Here is a 16,253-nt window from a genome sequence, read left to right as displayed (position 1 = left end):
CTCCTAGAGGGTCTCGAGGAAGCCGAGTGCCACCCGCCAGGTGGCCTCGGCGGCCTCCTCGTCGTAGTCCGGCAGGTCCGGGTCGGTGTAGAGGTGGCCCGCCCCCGCGTATCTGTACACCTCGACGTCGGCCCCCGCTCGGCCCATCTGGAGATACCAGGCGCTCAGCCAGTCGTCCGTCTCGAACGGGTCCGGCTCTGCGACGTGCAGTTGCACCGGCAGTTCGTCCACCGAGGCGTTCCCCGCGATGTCCGACGTGCCGTGCAGGAGCAGCAGGCCGCGGGCCTTGTCGTCGCCCAGCGCGAGGGTCTGCGCGACGGACGCGCCGAGCGAGAACCCGGCGTAGACCAGCCCGCGATCCGAGTAGGGCGCGGCGGCCAGTACGGCCCGCTTCAGCACCTCGTCCTTGCCGATCTGCTCGTTGAACTCCATGCCCTCCTCGACCGTCTCGAACGTGCGTCCCTCGAAGAGGTCCGGCGTCCACACCTCGTGTCCGGCGGCGCGCAGCCGGTCAGCTGCCTCGCGCACCGCGGGCCTGAGGCCATAGGTCGAGTGAAAGAGCACGATGTTCATGAGGCCATGGTGCCAGCCGGGTCCGACAACGCCGTGACCACCGCCTCACCGGCGCACATGTTCATGCCCCCCCTCGGCTGGTTACGTTCGGAGGCATGGAGAACATACTCCGCCCGCTGATCGTGATCGGCGGCTCGGTCCTGCTCACCCTGATCATCGGGTGGGCAACCGACCGCCTCATGCGCAAGGCCGACGAACGGCACAGTGAGACACCCCTGTGGGGTCTGCTGCGCCGCGCCCGCGTCCCCTACCAGCTCGTGCTGTGCGCGGCCCTGCTCAGAGGGTCCTACGACGAGGCGCAGCTGCTCCAGGAGAACCGGGTCGCCGCCGGCCGGGTCCTGACGCTGGTGCTGATCGGCGCGGCCGCCTGGCTGGCGATCCGTATCGCGGCGGCCGTCGTGGAGACCACGTACAGCCGTTACGCCCGTGCCCACCGCGATCCGGCACGGGTCCGACGGGTGCGCACGCAGGTGACGTTGATCATGCGTGTGGTGGCGGCGGTCGTCGGCGTGGTCGCCGTGGCTGCGATGCTGCTGACGTTTCCGGCGTTCCGCGCGGCCGGCGCCTCGCTGCTGGCCTCGGCCGGCATCCTCGGCATCGTCGCCGGTGTCGCGGCCCAGTCCACGCTGAGCAACATGTTCGCCGGGTTCCAGATCGCCTTCGGGGACATGGTGCGCCTCGGGGACACGGTCGTGGTGGACGGCGAGTGGGGCACGGTCGAGGAGATCACGCTGACGTTCCTGACCGTACGGACCTGGGACGAGCGCCGGATCACGATGCCTGTGTCGTACTTCACGTCGAAGGCCTTCGAGAACTGGTCGCGCGGCGGCGCCCAGATGACCGGAACCGTCTTCCTGCACGTCGATCACTCGGCGCCGATGGAGAAGATGCGCGAGAGGCTCCGCGACATCCTGCGCGAGTGCCCGGCGTGGGACGGCCGCGACTACGGCCTGGTCGTCACGGACTCGACGCCGAGCACCATGGAGGTGCGGGCCCTGGTGACGGCGAAGGACGCGGACGACCTTTGGACAGTACGGGTCGCGGTGCGCGAGCAGCTGATCCGCTGGCTGGCCGACGAGCACCCGTACGCTCTGCCGCGCGTCAACGCGACGGACGCGGCCCTGCCGCCCGGCTTCCCCATCCCCGGCCGCGCCCCGGCCCGCCGCACCCACCAGCACGACCACCAGCCGACGGCGCGCCCGGAGCGTCCTTAAGGGTTTCAGTGGCCGCGCTCGGCCCCGCCGTTGACCTGGATGATCTGCGAGGTGATGTGCCCGGCGGCGTGGGACGCCAGCCAGTGCAGGGTCGCGGCGACGTCGCCGGGCGTGGCCGCACGCCCGGTCGAGGTCTCCGCGACGAGCCGGTCACGCCGCTCCTCGTCCATCGCGCCGCCGAAGAACTCGGTGTCCTCGACATACCCCGGCGCGACCACGTTCACGGTGATCCCGCGCGGCCCCAACCGCCGGGCCAGATCATGGGCGTACGGATGCAACGCGGCCTTGGACGCCGCGTACGCCACGTTGCCGGATCCACGGAAGGCGGCGATGGAGCCGATGAACAGGACCCGCCCGCCGGGGTCGGCGAGCCGGTCCTTCAGGGCCTCGGTGAGCAGGGCCGCGGTCAGGGTGTTGAGGCCGAAGTTGAGGGTCCAGTTGTGCAGGACGACGTCGAGGGGCTCGTCGCTGTCCACCTTGGGCTCCAGATGGCCGGCACCTCCGGCGCTGTGGATCAGTACGTCCACGGTGCCGAGTTCCGCCGCCACGAAGCGCTCCACGGCGCGTGCGCCGCGCGGCTTGCTCAGGTCCGCGGCGTAGGTGAGGGACCCGGGCACGCCGGCCTGCTCCAGCACCTCGGCGCGCCGCCCGAGCAGCAGCACCTGATCCCCGTCCGCCGCGAACAGCTGCGCCGTCGCGAGCCCGATTCCCGTACCGCCACCACTGATCACCACGTTGCGAGCCATGATCAGAGCGTACGGAGGGACGGCGGTGGGCGCGGGGATCACCGCAGACTGCGCACGTCCAAATGCCGCAGCACCCGGTCCACCACCTCAGGATCGGCCCCCGGTTCACTGCGCGCCGCCAGCACCTCGTGCCGCGCCGCGCTGAGCAGCTCGCTCTGGATCCGCCGCACCCGCTTCAGCCGCCGCGCCCGCTGCTGATGGGCCTCCCTGCGCTCCTCCTCGCCCAGGTCCGGGCTGATCCGCACCCCGATCTCGAACGCCCGGCGCAGCATCTGCTCGGCGAGGTCCTCGGGCAGGTCCTCGACGTCCTCGATCTCCCGCAGCCTGCGCTTCGCCGCCTTGGCCGCGCGCACCGCCAGCTGCTTCTCGAACTCCTTCTCCTGATCGCTGTCGGCGCGCACCCCGAGCCGCTTCACCAGCCACGGCAGGGTCAGTCCCTGCAGGACCAGCGTCGCCATGATCACCCCGAAGGCGATGAACACGATCTCGTCCCGGTCGGGAAAGGGCGCGCCCGAGTCCGTCTCCAGCGGAACGGCCAGCGCCAGGGCCACCGAGGCGACGCCGCGCATCCCCGACCACCACATCACGACGGTCTCGCGCCAGCTCGTCGGGATCTCCTCGTCGTAGTCCCGTCTCGCGTGCATGCGCTTGGTGAGCCAGGTCGCCGGCAGCAGCCACAGCAGCCGCACCGCCACGACGACGCCGACCACGGTGGCCGCCCAGCCGAGCATCTCGCCCCACCGCCCGGACGCCGTCCGCACGGCGATGTGCAGTTCGAGCCCGATCAGTCCGAAGGCGACGCCGGTGACCAGCGTGTCGACGATGTCCCAGAAGGTGTGCCCGGCGAGCCGCATCATCACGTCGTCGGCGTCGGTGGCGTACTCGGCGAGGAACAGAGCGGTGACGAGCACGGCGAGCACACCCGAGCCGTGGAGTTCCTCGGCCAGCACATACGAGGCGTACGGCACGAGCAGTGTGAGCGAGATCTGCAGGGTCGCGTCGCCCAGCAGATCCATCAGCTTGTTGGCGCCCCATCCGAGGGCGAGCCCGACGGCCAGCGCCACCACGGCGGAGAGCACCAGATCGAGCCCGGCCTCCCACGGGGAGAACGTTCCGCTCACGGCGGCCGCGATCGCCACGTGGTAGAGCACGATGGCCGTCACGTCGTTGAAGAGCCCCTCGCCCTCCAGGATGGACACCAGACGCCTCGGCAGCCCGAGTTGCCCGGCCACAGCGGTGGCCGCGACCGGATCGGGCGGCGCGACGAGTGCACCCAGCGCCACGGCGGCGGCCAGCGGCAGCCCCGGCACGATCGCGTGGGCGACGGCCGCGACGCACAGCGTCGTGACGAACACCAGCGCCACGGCCAGCAGGAAGATGGGCCGCAGATTCGCCGCGAACTGCCGCCACGACGTGCGCCGTACGGCCGCGTAGAGCAGCGGCGGCAACAGCAGCGGAAGGATCAGCTCTGGCGGAATCTCGACGTTCGGCACGAATTCGAGCAGGGCGAGAACGATCCCGAGCAGCGTCATCAGCACCGGGGCCGGCAACCCGAAGCGGTCCCCCACCGGGACACTGATCACGGCCCCGAGCAACAGCACGAACAGCAGGGCCAACTGATCCACGGTCAGCGCTCCGGTGAGATCGGGGTCCACACAGCAGACCTCAAGCCTGCCACGGCACCCTTCCCACCAGCGCCTCAGGGCCCTCGGCTAGAGAGCGCGCCGCATCGCCCGGTGCGGTATCCCCGCGTCCGGGAACTCCGGGCCGTAGGCCACGTACCCCAGCCGCTCGTAGAACCCCAGCGCATGCGTCTGCGCGTGCAGATCGACGGCCGCGAGCCCAAGCGCGCGTGCCGCCTCCTCGATGGCCCGCACCAGGGCCGCCCCGACACCGAGGCCGCGCGCCGCCTGATTCACGGCGAGCCGGCCGAGCGAGCCCACGGACGGATCGCCGTCGGCCTTCGCCGCTGCCGCCTCCCCGTGCAGCAACCGCCCGGTCCCGAGCGGTGTCCCGTCCTCGCGGACCGCGAGCACATGCACGGCACCCGCGTCGTAGGCGTCGTACTCGATCTCCTGCGGGACGCCCTGCTCGACGACGAAGACCTCCTTGCGCACCGCGAAGCAGGCCTCGCGGTCGGCGAGGTCCTCGGCGACCCGCACGGCATACGACGGGTCGTGCGACGGAGCGCTCATGCCCACGTCTCCTCGCGGACCTGGTCCAGGGCCTTCTGCAGGTCGGCCGGGTAGTCGCTCTCGAACTCGACCCACTGGCCGTCCCCGGGGTGCTCGAAGCCGAGCCTTACGGCGTGCAGCCACTGGCGGGTCAGCCGGAGCCGCTTGGCGAGCGTCGGGTCGGCGCCGTAGGTGAGGTCGCCGACGCAGGGGTGCCGGTGGGCGGCCATATGGACGCGGATCTGGTGGGTGCGGCCGGTCTCCAGCGTCACGTCGAGCAGCGAGGCCGCGCGGAACGCCTCGATGAGGTCGTAGTGCGTGATCGAGGGCTTGCCGTCGGCCGTGACCGCCCACTTGTAGTCGTGGTTGGGGTGGCGGCCGATGGGCGCGTCGATGGTGCCGCTGGTCGGGTCGGGGTGGCCCTGGACGAGCGTGTGGTAGCGCTTGTCGACCGTGCGCTCCTTGAACTGGCGCTTGAGCGACGTGTACGCGCGCTCCGACTTGGCGACGGTCATCAACCCGGAGGTGCCCACGTCGAGCCGGTGCACGATGCCCTGGCGCTCGGCGGCACCGGACGTCGAGATGCGGTACCCGGCGGCGGCCAGACCGCCGATCACCGTGGGGCCGCTCCAGCCGGGCGACGGATGCGCGGCGACGCCGACCGGCTTGACGATCACGAGCACGTCATCGTCGTCGTGCACGATCTCCATGCCCTCGACCGGCTCGGCGACGACCTGCACCGGGGCGGGCGCCTGCGGCATCTCCACCTCGAGCCAGGCCCCGCCGTGCACCCGCTCGGACTTCCCGACCACCGAGCCGTCGACCGTGACCTTCCCCGCCGCGGCAAGCTCCGCGGCCTTGGTACGGGAGAAGCCGAACATGCGGGAGATGGCGGCGTCTACACGCTCGCCCTCCAGGCCGTCGGGCACGGGCAGGGTGCGGATCTCGGGAATCGTGCTCACCCGTCGAGTATGCCGGACGGGCCGGACACCCCCGTACGGAGCCTGTGGATAACTCAAGCAGGGCGGACCCTGCCGCGGCCCCGGCGGACTCAGTCCTTGTGGACGGTCCCGTCCGGGTCCAGCCCCTGAACGACAGCAGCACGATCAGGATGCCGCCGCACACGATCGCCGAGTCGGCCAGGTTGAACACGGCGAAGTGCTTGGGCGCGATGAAGTCCACGACCGCGCCCTCGAAGACGCCCGGCGAGCGGAAGATCCGGTCGGTGAGGTTGCCGAGCGCACCGCCGAGCAGCAGGCCGAGCGCGATCGCCCAGGGCAGGCTGTACAGCTTGCGCGCGAGCCGGGCGATCACCACGATCACGGCCGCCGCGATCACCGTGAAGATCACGGTGAAGGCCTCTCCGAAACCGAAGGCCGCGCCCGCGTTGCGGATCGCCTCGAACTTCAGCCAGTCCCCGATGATCTCGATCGGCGGGTGGTGCTCCAGCTTGGCCACCACGATCATCTTGCTGATCAGGTCGAGGGCGTACGCGAACGCGGCGACGCCGAACAGCACGGCGATCCGGCGCCGGCCACGGGGCCGCTCAGCGGTGTTCCCGGCTTCACCGGCGTCCGCCGTGTTCCCGTCGGAATGCTCCGGCTCAGCTCCCGCCGCCTCTGGGGTGTCCGGCGTACCGATGATGCGCTCCGCCTCTGCCACGTGAGTCCCTCAACCTAGGTACCTGACTGACGACGAGAGTACGGCACGTCCGGCGGCACCCGCCTACCGGTCAGTACCGGCGTTCCTGCTTCTGCTTGCACTCGACGCACAGGGTCGCGCGCGGGAAGGCCTGCATGCGTGCCTTGCCGATCGGGTTGCCGCAGTTCTCGCACAGGCCGTACGTGCCCGCGTCGAGCCGTTCCAGAGCCCGTTCGGTCTGTTCGAGCATCTCGCGCGCGTTGGCGGCGAGCGCCAGCTCGTGCTCCCGCGTGATGTTCTTGGCGCCGGTGTCCGCCTGGTCGTCGCCGGCACCGTCCCCGGAGTCCCGCATCAGGCCGACGAGGGACTGCTCGGACGAGGTGAGCTCGTCGCGCAGCCGCGTCGCCTCGGCCATCAGCTCGGCGCGGGCCTCATCGACCTCCTCCGGAGTCCAGGGGTCCTCGCCGGGGCGCACCGCGAGCTCGCCGGGCTCCACCGCCGCGGCGACGCGTGCCTTGGGAAGGGCGGTCTTGGCCGCCGTGGCCGTGCCAGGAGTCTTCTTCGCAACCACTGTCGTGGCTCCCGTCTGCTCCGCGGCCTGCGCCGCGCCCGCCTTCTTGGCCCTGCTCTTGGCGCCCGCACGCTTCCCGGCCGCACCCAGGCTCCCTCGGAGGCGCCCTTCTTCACCACGCCACCTTCCTCAACGCCCCCACCGGAGCGCCCCGCCTTACCGGCCACCTTCTTGCCGGCCTCTACCTGCCCGGCCGCCTTCTTGCCGACGCCTACCTGGCCGGTCGCCTTCTTGCCGGCCCCCTTAGCAGTCGCCGCCTTACCGACCGCCCCCTTACCAGCCGAGTCCTTCCCAGCCGCCTTCGTGCCGACCACCACCTGACCGGTCGCCCTCTTAGCGGTCGCAGCCTTACCGACCGACCCCTTACCGACCGACCCCTTACCGACCGACCCCTCACCCGCCGACGCCGTCCCGGCAGGGCTCTCCCCGGCCGCCACCTGGCCCGTCGTCTTCCTACTGGCCGCTGCCCTCCCAGGCTTCCCGGCCACTCCCTTCCCTGCCACTGCCTCGCCAGTCGTCCCCTTACCGGCCGACGCCGTCCCGGCAGATACCTGCTGGGCCGCCGCCTGCTTGCCGGACGCGGCCTTCCCGCCCGAGGCTTTCCCGCCCGCTACCTTGCTGATCGCCTTCTTCCCGGCCTTTTGCCGACCAGCTGTCTTCCCACCAGCCGCCGTCTTTCCGGCCGCTGCGTGCCCAGCCGCCCTCTTGGTCGCCAGCCCTCCGGCCGCTTCGTCTGCAACGGTCGCTTTCACGGCCACCTTCCTGGCAGCACCTTCCTTGGCCACGGCCTTCTTGGACGTACTCGTCTTGGCTGCGGCCTTCTCAGCCACGCTCTTCCGGGCTCCTGCCTTCTTCGCTGCAGTGCCCTCGGCTGCCGCTTCCATGGCGACCGCCTTCTCTCCCGATGCCTCTTCCGCCGCCGATCCCTCGGCTGCCCTGCCCCCGGACACGGCCTTCTTGGACCGCGCCTTCTTGGACCCCGCAGCCTTGCCCGCAGACTCCCCGACCACCGCTTTCCCGGTCACCGCCCCCTTGCTCCCCGGCGTCCTCGCTCCAGCCTTCCTGGCCACCGCCTCCTGAGCCGCAGCCCCCGTGACCGCCCCTGTCTTCGCCCCCGCCTTCTTGGCCGCAGCCTCCGCGCCCGCCCCCGCCCTCCCAGCAGCCGCCGTCTTGGCCACCTTCGAGCCTTTCCCCTTCCCACCCTTCCCCGCCGCCGGCTCACCGGCCCCCTCCGAAGCACCCCTCTTCGAAGCACCCCCTCGGCAGCAGAGCCCGACTCCCCGCCTGACCCGCGGCAACCCCCGAACCGTCTTCACCGGCTTCCCGCCCCGCGCCCCCGCGGCCCCTCCCCGAGCACTCTTCTTCCCACCCACACCCTTGGCCGCACCGCCGGAGGCCATCACCCCGCTGGAGGCACCCACATCGCCGAAGGCACCCCCGCCCGCCCCGCCGAAGGCATCCGCACCCACCCCCGCCCCACCAGAAACACCCACCCCACCAGAGCCACCCAACCCGCCGGAGGCACTCGCATTGGTGGACCTGCCCGACGCCGACTGCTCTACGGCGGTCTTCTTCGCCACCATGCCGCGGCCCCTTCACATATTGTGATCTTGCTCGCGAATCGTGCTGGGACGATAAATCGACTTGAGTCCCGCGGCAACGGGGCACACCGCCCGATTCGCCCGCCTCGCGCATGCAGCGCGACAGACCTGCATCCGTTGTGCCCAGCTCCCCGCCGGGTATGCAGACAAGCTGGACGTCCCAGAATCCGAACAGACGTACCGTGCCATTCGGGTCAACCCGGCCCGGACCCGCTCCCCGCCCCCAGGGCCCGAAAATCCGGTCGGCCGCTGTCCCCGCGGCGCCGTACACTGGGCGGAGCGAAAAGCGTGGATGGGGACGAGTAGCGGCGTACGCAGCCCAGAGCGACCCGGGGACGGTGGAAGCCCGGGGGCGAGCGCGACGTGAAGATCACCCCGGAGCCGTCGGAAGAAAGCCGCAGCCGAACAGCAGCGGCCGGTAGAACCGGCATCGCGACCCCAATGAGGGGGCTCACCGACGCACACCCCGCGCCGGAGAGCCAAGGAGGGTGGTACCGCGGGAGCGCGCCGAAACCGGCGTACGGAAAGACACGGCTCTCGTCCCTCCGGACGGAAGGCAGCAAGTCCGCCGGAGGAAGCTCGCTGATGACAACGCCGACGTACCGCCAGGTACCCGCCCAGGTCGACCTGCCCGCCCTCGAGCACGCCGTGCTCGACTTCTGGCGCGAGCAGAAGATCTTCGCCAAGAGCCTGGACCAGTCCGAGGGCCGCCCCGAGTGGGTGTTCTACGAGGGCCCGCCCACTGCCAACGGCATGCCCGGCGCCCACCACATCGAGGCCCGCGTCTTCAAGGACGTCTTCCCCCGCTTCCGCACCATGCGCGGCTACCACGTGGCCCGCAAGGCCGGCTGGGACTGCCACGGCCTGCCGGTGGAGCTGGCGGTCGAGAAGGAGCTCGGCTTCAGCGGCAAGAAGGACATCGAGGCGTTCGGCATCTCCGAGTTCAACGCCAAGTGCCGCGAGTCCGTGCTGCGCCACACCGACGCCTTCTCCGACCTGACGACCCGCATGGGCTACTGGGTCGACCTCGACGACGCGTACGTCACGATGGAACCCGAGTACATCGAGTCCGTCTGGTGGTCCCTGAAGGAGATCTTCAACAAGGGCCTGCTGGTCCAGGACCACCGCGTCGCCCCCTGGTGCCCCCGCTGCGGCACCGGCCTGTCCGACCATGAGCTGGCCCAGGGCTACGAAACGGTCGTCGACCCGTCCGTGTTCGTCCGTTTCCCCCTCACCTCCGGCCCGCTCGCCGGCGAGGCCGCGCTCCTGGTGTGGACGACCACGCCCTGGACCCTCGTCTCCAACACGGCGGTCGCCGCCCACCCGGAGGTCACCTACGTCGTCGCGACGAACGGCGAGGAGAAGCTCGTCGTCGCCGAGCCGCTGGTCGCCAAGGCCCTCGGCGAGGGCTGGGAGACCACCGGCCAGACCTTCACCGGCGCCGAGATGGAGCGCTGGAACTACCAGCGGCCGTTCGAACTCGTCGAGTTCCCCGCCGAGGCGCACTATGTCGTCAACGCCGAGTACGTCACGACCGAGGACGGTACGGGTCTGGTCCACCAGTCCCCCGCCTTCGGTGAGGACGACCTCAAGGTCTGCCGGTCGTACGGGCTGCCCGTCGTGAACCCGGTCCGCCCGGACGGCACCTTCGAGGAGGACGTCCCTCTGGTCGGCGGCGTCTTCTTCAAGAAGGCGGACGAAAAGCTCACCGAGGACCTCGAGCAGCGCGGTCTGCTCTTCAAGCACATCCCGTACGAGCACAGCTACCCGCACTGCTGGCGCTGCCACACCGCGCTCCTCTACTACGCGCAGCCGTCGTGGTACATCCGCACCACCGCCATCAAGGACCGGCTCCTCGAGGAGAACGAGAAGACCAACTGGTTCCCGGACACGGTCAAGCACGGCCGGTACGGCGACTGGCTGAACAACAACATCGACTGGGCGCTGTCCCGCAACCGCTACTGGGGCACCCCGCTGCCGATCTGGCGCTGCGAGGACGACCACCTCACGGTCGTCGGCTCCCGCGCGGAACTCACCGAGCTCACGGGCACCGACCAGTCCGAGCTGGACCCGCACCGCCCGTACATCGACGACGTGACCTTCGCCTGCCCGCAGTGCGCCAGGACGGCCACGCGCGTGCCGGAGGTCATCGACGCCTGGTACGACTCGGGTTCGATGCCGTTCGCGCAGTGGGGCTACCCGCACAAGAACAAGGAGCTCTTCGAGTCGCGCTACCCGGCGCAGTTCATCTCGGAGGCCATCGACCAGACCCGCGGCTGGTTCTACACGCTGATGGCCGTCGGCACCCTGGTCTTCGACAAGTCCTCGTACGAGAACGTCGTGTGCCTGGGCCACATCCTCGCCGAGGACGGCCGCAAGATGTCCAAGCACCTGGGCAACACCCTCGAGCCGATCCCGCTGATGGACCAGCACGGCGCCGACGCGGTGCGCTGGTTCATGGCGGCCGGCGGCTCCCCGTGGGCGGCACGCCGCGTGGGTCACGGCACGATCCAGGAGGTGGTGAGGAAGACCCTCCTCACCTACTGGAACACGGTCGCCTTCCAGGCCCTGTACGCCCGTACGTCGAACTGGGCGCCGTCCGCGGCCGACCCGGCCCCCGCCGACCGCCCGGTCCTGGACCGCTGGCTGCTGTCCGAACTGCACGCGCTGACCGACCAGGTGACCCAGTCCCTGGAGGCGTACGACACCCAGCGCGCCGGCAAGCTGCTCTCGGCGTTCGTCGACGACCTGTCGAACTGGTACGTCCGCCGCTCGCGTCGCCGCTTCTGGCAGGGCGACAAGGCGGCCCTTCGCACCCTGCACGAGGTCGTCGAGACGGTCACCAAGCTGATGGCCCCGCTGACCCCGTTCATCACCGAGCGGGTCTGGCAGGACCTGATCGTGCCGGTGACCCCGGACGCGCCGGAGTCGGTGCATCTGGCGTCCTGGCCGGAGGCGGACCTGCCGGCGATCGACCCGGAGCTGTCGAAGCAGATGGTCCTGGTCCGCCGGCTGGTGGAGCTGGGCCGTGCCACGCGCGCGGAGTCGGGCGTGAAGACCCGCCAGCCGCTGTCCCGAGCGCTCATCGCGGCCACCGGCTTCGACGCGCTCGACCGCGAGCTGCACGCGCAGATCACGGAAGAGCTGAACGTCACATCCCTCGCGTCCCTCTCCGAGGTCGGCGGCTCCCTCGTCGACACGACTGCGAAGGCCAACTTCCGCGCCCTGGGCAAGCGTTTCGGCAAGCGCGTCCAGGACGTGGCGAAGGCCGTCGCGAACGCGGACGCGGCGGCGCTGTCCCTGGCCCTGCGCGAGGGCACGGCGTCGGTGGAGGTCGACGGCGAGACGGTCACGCTCGCACCCGACGAGGTGATCATCACGGAGACCCCCCGCGAGGGCTGGTCGGTGGCGTCCGACTCGGGCGCGACGGTCGCCCTGGACCTGGAGATCACGGAGGAGTTGCGCCGCGCGGGCCTGGCCCGTGAAGCGATCCGCCTGATCCAGGAGGCCCGTAAGAACAGCGGCCTGGACGTGGCCGACCGCATCGCCCTGCGCTGGACGGCGACGGACGCGGCGACGATCGCGGCGCTGGGCGACCACGCCGAGCTGATCGCCGACGAGGTCCTGGCGACGGACTTCGCCCAGGGTGAGGCGGACGACACCTACGGGGCGCCGTTCACGGACGAGGGCCTGACCCTCACCTTCCGCCTGCGCAAGGCGTAGCGCTCCGCCGGAAAGCACGCCGAAGGCCCGGGCCGCCAAAGAATCTTGGTCGGCCCGGGCCTTCGGCGTTGTGTACGTCGGACACCCCACCCAACCCCGAACAAGCGCCGCAGAGACCGCGAACACGCGCAGCAAAGGGCGGGGCCCCGGATCGAAATCCGGGGCCCCGCCCTGAACGCTGCCAGCGTCTACGGCGTACTACCAACCGTCAGTTGTCGTCCTCGTCGATCAGGAACCCGCGCATCGGCGACGGGGCCTGGCCCATGGGGCCCGGGCCCTGCGGCCGGACCGGCGCCATCGGCTGGGTCATCGCCGGGGACATCTGCTGCTGACCGCCGTAGGACGGGCCGGCCGGGGACGGGGCGCCGCCCATCGTCTGGTTGCCGCCGTAGGACGGGGCACTCGCGCCGGCCGGTGCCATGGAGGGCGCCGGGGACGGCGGGAGAGACGCGGTGGCCGGAGTGCGCGGCGGGGCGAGCGAGTCGTCCGACTGGGTCTCCAGCTGGCGCAGCTGGGACTCGAGGTAGGACTTCAGCCGCGTGCGGTACTCGCGCTCGAAGCCACGCAGGTCCTCGACCTTGCGCTCCAGCGTGGCGCGGGCGGACTCCAGGGAGCCCATCGCGACACGGTGCTTCTCCTGCGCGTCCCGCTCCAGGGCGTCCGCCTTGGCACGGGCGTCACGCTCGAGACCCTCGGCACGCGAACGCGCCTCGCCGACGATCTTGTTGGCCTCGGAACGGGCCTCGGCGATCGCCTGGTCGGCGGTCTGCTGGGCAAGCGACAGAACGCGCGCGGCGCTGTCGCCGCCGGGGCCGCCCTGACCGGGACCGCCCATCGGGCCACCCATAGGACCGCCCATGGGGCCGCCCATCTGCTGCATGGGGGGCTGGCCCATCGGCCCCGGACCCTGGCCCATCGGACCGGGACCCTGAGGGCCACCCTGACCGCCGGGACCGGCGGGCAGCTGCGGGGCACCGCTCGGCAGCTGGGGCGGGCCACCCATGGGGCCACCCATCTGCTGCTGCGGCGGGCCCGATATCCCAGCGGGGACGGGAGCCCCGGGACCGCGCATGCCCTGCTGAGGCATACCGCCCTGCTGAGGCATTCCGCCCTGCTGGGGCATGCCGCCCTGCTGCTGGTCCTGCGGGCCGCCGGGACCCTCCGGGGGCTTGCGCATGTTCTGCTGGTTCTGGGCAGCAGCGCGCGTGGCCGCGGCCAGCTTGGCGCGCAGGTCCTCGTTCTCGCGGAGCAGGCGGGTCAGTTCGGCTTCGACCTCATCGAGGAAGGCATCGACCTCGTCCTCGTCATAGCCTTCTCGGAGGCGGACGGTCGTGAACTGCTTGTTCCGCACGTCCTCGGGGGTCAACGGCATCTCTTCACCTCAACGTAGTCGTCGGCAGTCGGCAAGACCGTATCTCTCACATCGCTCACATCGCGCTCCGCACGAGCGTGATCAGGATGTAGACGATGATCATCAATACGAAGAAGGACAGGTCGAGCGCCACGCCCCCGAGACGCAGCGGCGGGATGACCCGCCGCAGAAGCTTGAGCGGTGGATCAGTGACAGTGTAGGTGGCCTCCAGAACGACCACCATCGCCTTGCCGGGTTGCCACGAGCGGGCGAACTGGAAGACGTAGTCCATGACCAACCGGAAGATAAGCACGATGAGGAGAACCATCAGCGCGATGTAGAGAACCTGCAGAACCACGCTCATGACTGGTGCTTCCCTCTCCCCTGTTCCCTGATCCGTGCGTTTGTTTCCGGTGGTGCGTCTCAGCTCTGGTTGAAGAACCCGCCCTCTGCGATACGGGCCTTGTCCTCCGCCGTGACATCGACGTTAGCAGGCGACAACAGGAACACCTTCTGCGTCACCCGCTCGATGCTGCCGTGAAGACCAAACACCAAACCCGCCGCAAAGTCGACAAGTCGCTTCGCGTCTGTGTCATCCATCTCAGTCAGATTCATGATCACCGGGGTGCCTTCACGGAAGTGTTCCCCGATGGTACGGGCCTCGTTGTAGGTCCGCGGGTGAAGTGTGGTGATCCGGTACGGCTCTCGTTCCGACACGACCTTGGGCATGATCACCGGTGCGTTCTTCTCCAGGCTTGCGCGTTCTTGTGTGATAGACGCCACGGGCGCGATGCGCGCCGGGCGGCCGGATTCCGCGGGGAGCGAAGTCGATCGGGCCACGGGTTCACGCGGCGCGGGCGGCTGCACGATTCGCACCTCTTCGTCCCTTTGGGACGAGTGTGCACTGTGGGACTGGTGAGACGGCTCATGCCGTCGATGGTCCCGCTCGGGCTCCGGGTCCAGTTCGGGCTCGAAGTCGTCGTCGGGGTCGAACCCCCGGCCGTCGTACCCATCGTCCTCCACGAGGCCGAGGTAGACCGCCATCTTGCGCATCGCGCCGGCCATGCTCTGAGTCCTCCGCTCTGTGGTGGATCGGCTGACGACTGCCAAATGCCCGCGATCCACACGGTCGTTACGCCCGCCTTTCGGCGACATTGACCATATTTTCTGCTGTGGTCCGACTTCTTGGCGACGTTACCCGAGCCTGGGGCGGACTCCGAGTACCGCGGTGCCGACGCGCACATGTGTCGCTCCGGCCGCCACCGCGTCCTCGAGATCCGCACTCATCCCTGCCGACACCATGTTCGCAGTCGGATGGTCACGGCGCAGGTCAGTCGACAAATCCATCAAGCGCTCGAACGCCGCCTGTTGGCGGCCCTCGTACTCCCCGCTGAGCGGTGCGACGGTCATCAGCCCGGACAGCCGCAGCCCCGGAGCCTTCGCGACGAGGTCCGCCAACTCTGCGACCCCACCGGGCGCCACACCACCCCTCTCACCCCGCGCGCTCTCTCCCGCATCCAGCGCCACCTGGATGAGGCAACCCACCTCCCGCTCCTGCCGTGCGGCCTCCTTCGAGAGCGCCGTCACCAGCTTGGAACGATCGACGGACTGCACGAGATCCGCGTAACCCACCACGGATCGCACCTTGTTGGTCTGCAACTGACCGACAAAGTGCCAAGCGAGGGGCAGGTCCGAGCAGGCGGCGGCCTTCGGGGCCGCGTCCTGATCACGGTTCTCGGCGACATGGCGCACACCGAGCTCCGCCAGCATCCGCACATCGCTCGCCGGGTAAGTCTTGGTGACCACGATCAGGGTCACCTCCTCGCGCCCGCGTCCGGCGGCCGCGCAGGCGGCGGCGATCCGCTCCTCCACCTTTGCGAGGTTCGCGGCCAGTTCGCCCTTACGGTCCGTCATGCTCTCTCAGTCCAACCAGACATATCCCGCGAGTCTCCCGGTGGTGCGGTCGCGGCGGTACGAGAAGTGGTCCTCCGACTCCAGCGTGCAGACCGGCGACTGCTCCCGGTCGCGCACCCCGAGGCGCGCGAGCTGGGCGTGCACTCCGGCGGCCACGTCCACCGCGGGTGTGCCCCAACTCGTCTCGGCGTGCGCCGTCGGTTCCCTGGCCGACACCTCGGCGCGCATCGCCTCCGGCACCTCGTAGCACCGTCCGCAGACGGCCGGGCCGGTGCGGGCGACGATCCGGGACGGCTCGGCACCCAGGTCGGTCATCGCGCGTAGCGCGGCCGGGACGACCCCGGCGATCATGCCGGGCCGCCCCGCGTGCGCCGCCGCGACGATCCCGGCGACCGGGTCGGCCAGCAGGACCGGCACGCAGTCGGCGGTGAGGACGGCGAGGGCGAGACCCCGCTGTGCCGTGACGACCGCGTCGACGTCGGGCACCGGACGATCACGCCATGGCCCGTCGGCCACCGCGACGTCCGTGCCGTGCACCTGGTTCATCCAGACGACCCGGCCCGGATCGAGTCCGAGGGACTTGGCGGCGAGATCCCGATTGGTCAGTACGGCGTCGGTGTCGTCCCCGACCGCCCCACCGAGGTTGAGCTCCTCATACGGAGCGGCGCTCACCCCGCCCCACCGGTCGGTGAAGGCGAAGTGCGCGCCGCTCACGGTTTCACGCTGTGCTATCACGTCAGAAGGA

Annotated in this window: 13 protein-coding genes and 1 pseudogene; 2 read left to right on the top strand and 12 right to left on the bottom strand. The window is 70.3% G+C overall.

Translation table 11 applies throughout. The features are described 5' to 3' along the window. Nucleotides 1-3: 3 nt before the first annotated feature. Complete coding sequence (locus OHO27_RS31620) at nt 4-573, bottom strand: dienelactone hydrolase family protein (protein WP_328428374.1); 570 nt, start codon at nt 571-573, stop codon at nt 4-6. Between the two features lie 95 nt (nt 574-668). Here OHO27_RS31620 and OHO27_RS31615 point away from each other — a divergent pair, with 95 nt between their 5' ends. Beyond that, nucleotides 669-1,787: a mechanosensitive ion channel family protein gene (locus OHO27_RS31615; RefSeq protein WP_328428373.1), complete on the top strand. Its 1,119-nt coding sequence runs from the start codon at nt 669-671 to the stop codon at nt 1,785-1,787. A gap of 5 nt (nt 1,788-1,792) precedes the next feature. Here OHO27_RS31615 and OHO27_RS31610 read toward each other — a convergent pair whose 3' ends face one another. The 6 genes and pseudogenes from OHO27_RS31610 to OHO27_RS31585 all read right to left on the bottom strand — a co-directional run bounded on the left by OHO27_RS31610 (nt 1,793) and on the right by OHO27_RS31585 (nt 6,919). Beyond that, nucleotides 1,793-2,533, bottom strand: a complete 741-nt coding sequence (locus OHO27_RS31610) for an SDR family NAD(P)-dependent oxidoreductase (RefSeq protein WP_328428372.1) — start codon at nt 2,531-2,533, stop codon at nt 1,793-1,795. Nucleotides 2,534-2,571: 38 nt separating this feature from the next. After that, nucleotides 2,572-4,158 (bottom strand): Na+/H+ antiporter, encoded by a 1,587-nt coding sequence (locus OHO27_RS31605; protein ID WP_328430612.1) that lies wholly within the window; start codon nt 4,156-4,158, stop codon nt 2,572-2,574. Between the two features lie 87 nt (nt 4,159-4,245). Beyond that, a complete protein-coding gene (locus tag OHO27_RS31600) occupies nt 4,246-4,728 on the bottom strand; it encodes a GNAT family N-acetyltransferase (RefSeq protein ID WP_328428371.1) in 483 nt (160 codons plus the stop codon). Continuing rightward, entirely contained in the window at nt 4,725-5,669 is a 945-nt protein-coding gene (locus OHO27_RS31595) for an RluA family pseudouridine synthase (RefSeq protein ID WP_328428370.1), read from the bottom strand. The genes OHO27_RS31600 and OHO27_RS31595 overlap by 4 nt, the downstream gene beginning before the upstream one ends. Nucleotides 5,670-5,758: 89 nt before the next feature. Then, nucleotides 5,759-6,369: pseudogene (gene lspA / locus OHO27_RS31590) on the bottom strand (signal peptidase II). A gap of 70 nt (nt 6,370-6,439) precedes the next feature. Then, on the bottom strand, nt 6,440-6,919 hold the full coding sequence (locus OHO27_RS31585; RefSeq protein ID WP_328428369.1) for a TraR/DksA family transcriptional regulator: 480 nt from the start codon (nt 6,917-6,919) through the stop codon (nt 6,440-6,442). A gap of 2,186 nt (nt 6,920-9,105) precedes the next feature. On the opposite strand from OHO27_RS31585, the gene ileS reads away from it, so the two are divergent. Next, nucleotides 9,106-12,243, top strand: a complete 3,138-nt coding sequence (ileS, locus tag OHO27_RS31580; protein WP_328428368.1) for an isoleucine--tRNA ligase — start codon at nt 9,106-9,108, stop codon at nt 12,241-12,243. A 208-nt stretch (nt 12,244-12,451) separates the two neighbouring features. Here ileS and OHO27_RS31575 read toward each other — a convergent pair whose 3' ends face one another. The 5 genes from OHO27_RS31575 to pgeF form a co-directional block, all read right to left on the bottom strand. Then, on the bottom strand, nt 12,452-13,615 hold the full coding sequence (locus tag OHO27_RS31575) for a DivIVA domain-containing protein (protein ID WP_328428367.1): 1,164 nt from the start codon (nt 13,613-13,615) through the stop codon (nt 12,452-12,454). A gap of 55 nt (nt 13,616-13,670) precedes the next feature. Continuing rightward, nucleotides 13,671-13,958, bottom strand: a complete 288-nt coding sequence (locus OHO27_RS31570; protein ID WP_328428366.1) for a YggT family protein — start codon at nt 13,956-13,958, stop codon at nt 13,671-13,673. 59 nt (nt 13,959-14,017) lie between these two features. Then, nucleotides 14,018-14,659, bottom strand: a complete 642-nt coding sequence (locus tag OHO27_RS31565) for a cell division protein SepF (protein WP_328428365.1) — start codon at nt 14,657-14,659, stop codon at nt 14,018-14,020. A gap of 129 nt (nt 14,660-14,788) precedes the next feature. Beyond that, entirely contained in the window at nt 14,789-15,508 is a 720-nt protein-coding gene (locus tag OHO27_RS31560) for a YggS family pyridoxal phosphate-dependent enzyme (RefSeq protein ID WP_328428364.1), read from the bottom strand. A 6-nt stretch (nt 15,509-15,514) separates the two neighbouring features. Next, nucleotides 15,515-16,243 (bottom strand): peptidoglycan editing factor PgeF, encoded by a 729-nt coding sequence (gene pgeF, locus OHO27_RS31555; RefSeq protein ID WP_328428363.1) that lies wholly within the window; start codon nt 16,241-16,243, stop codon nt 15,515-15,517. Nucleotides 16,244-16,253: the final 10 nt, after the last annotated feature.

The organism is Streptomyces sp. NBC_00443 (assembly GCF_036014175.1).
In the GTDB taxonomy this organism is placed as follows: Bacteria; Actinomycetota; Actinomycetes; order Streptomycetales; family Streptomycetaceae; genus Streptomyces.
The sequence above is the reverse complement of the archived record's forward strand: the minus strand, read 5'-3'. Positions and strand labels throughout refer to the sequence as shown.